The sequence below is a fragment of the Rhizobium sp. PDO1-076 genome (assembly GCF_000247475.1).
Taxonomy (GTDB): domain Bacteria; phylum Pseudomonadota; class Alphaproteobacteria; order Rhizobiales; family Rhizobiaceae; genus Allorhizobium.
On record NZ_AHZC01000245.1, the window covers coordinates 1 to 1845 of the forward strand.

Here is a 1845-nt window from a genome sequence, read left to right on the forward strand (position 1 = left end):
GGACGTAGCGCCTGAGCTGCTGCTTGCGACTGGATCCTCGCCTCAAGGGCGAGGATGACTGGAGTGTGGGGAGAGGCTGGTGGCAGACGAGAGGTCGAGGGTGGTCGGTGATGGCTATCGACGCGCCAAGGTTGGCTTGGGGCACGAGGATGACCGGAGTGTGGGGGATGCGGGTGGCGGAAGAGATGTCGAGGGTAGGGAGGACGCAGGTGGCGCGAACGTTGGCTTGGGCCAATGTCACTCCCAAGACGACTGTCATCCTCGCCCTTGAGGCGAGGATCCATGCGCAAGGCGGACGGGTTTTGACATGGTGGGTCGCATGACGGGGCGGCATGCGCTTTCCAAGCGGGACGTAGCGCCTGAGCGGCTGTTTGCGACTGGATCCTCGCCTCAAGGGCGAGGATGACTGGAGTGTTGGGAAATGTGGGTGGCAAACGAGAGGTCGAGGTTGATTGGCGGTGGTGATCAGCGCGCGAAGGTCGGCTTTGGGTTTGGTACCACAGTCAATCAGTCATCCTCGCCCTTGAGGCGAGGATCCATGCGCAAGGCGGACGGGTTTTGACAGGGTTGGTACGGATGACGGGACGGCGTGCGCTTTCCAAGCGGGATGTTGCGCCTGAGGGGCTGCTTGCGACTGTATCCTCGCCTCAAGGGCGAGGATGACTGGAGTGTTGGGAAATGCGGGTGGCAAACGAGATGTCAAGGTTGCTTGGCGGCGGTGATGTCACCGCGCGAATGTTGGCTTGGTGAGGGTGGTGCCAGCGGAACCGTGCCCCTCTCCAGGAAAATCTGAAGTTTAGGCGGCTAACGCTCGCCTAAGGCTTCGATTTTCCGTCCTCCCCCGCAAGGGGGGGCGTCACTCTTTTGGCTTCGGAGGTGCTATCCTGTTCCAGGCTTGTTGGAACCGTTGCGTTTCAGCTGGGAGTATGTCGGCCACAGATGTGTTGAATATTGCGCAATAGGCGTCGCCGCATGCATCGGTGACATGCCATGCAAGGTCAGCGAGATCGCGATAGGTGTTGATGTAGATGTTTTCGTTGAAATGCGGCCCCACATGAAATCTGTCGCCATCGTGATGAGCAATTATCGATGTCGTTGAAGGATGGGTTCCGTAGTTGGAGAACAATCTAAACCTCTGGTCCAAATAGGAAAGCTTGTCGCTGAACTTGAGTTTTAGGCTTTCTCTGAGCGCTCTGGGGCCAAACCGGTCATATTGCTGCCGGCCATCCAGAGATCTCCACCGCGCTACATCCTGCGGAGAGACAGAGAAATGAAGAGCCAGCATTCCGATTTCGGATAGATCGCGGAGGAGACTTGCGGCTTGCACGAAGTATCCACAATCAAGAAGTTTCGTTGCTGCGCCGACATCATTGAAGACGCGGAACCCGAGCTGTGACACAGCCAGATAGTCCGCATGATCTTTAGGGTCGATTCTATCAACGTCTTGATGTAGAAGAGCTTTTTTTATTAAATCTACTGAAGCTGCCAAAGCTTCAAGTTGGGGAGAAAGAGTGGAGGCGAGCCGGTTATGGCTCGCCTCCACTCTGCTTTCATCAAAGATGGCCACTCTACCGCTCAGCTGCAGCCACTCGTCGATCCGCACGTATCGCACTTCTCGCACGTCCCGTTGCGCACCATCGTGAAGTTCTGGCACTCCGAGCACATGTTGCCGGTATAGCCTTGCGCGATCGAGCGCATGCGGCGGGCGGCTTCGAGTTTCTTGGCTTCGGCCTTGGCGGCTTCGGCTTCGTCGGCAGCGGCATCCGAGAACAGGCCTTCCGCGGCGATCTCTTCGGCCAGTTCGACGGCGCGCTCTTCATAGTCGCGCTTGAACGAGACCACTTC

General features: G+C 57.7%; 2 protein-coding genes. Both read right to left on the reverse strand.

Annotated elements, in window-relative coordinates; all coding sequences use genetic code 11:
- Positions 1-856 precede the first annotated feature (856 nt).
- A complete protein-coding gene (locus PDO_RS14240; protein ID WP_037074222.1) occupies positions 857-1603 on the reverse strand; it encodes a hypothetical protein in 747 nt (248 codons plus the stop codon).
- Positions 1576-1845 (reverse strand): hypothetical protein (locus tag PDO_RS14245; protein ID WP_007602875.1); only part of this gene is annotated, 270 nt, incomplete at its 5' end. The genes PDO_RS14245 and PDO_RS14240, both read right to left, overlap by 28 nt.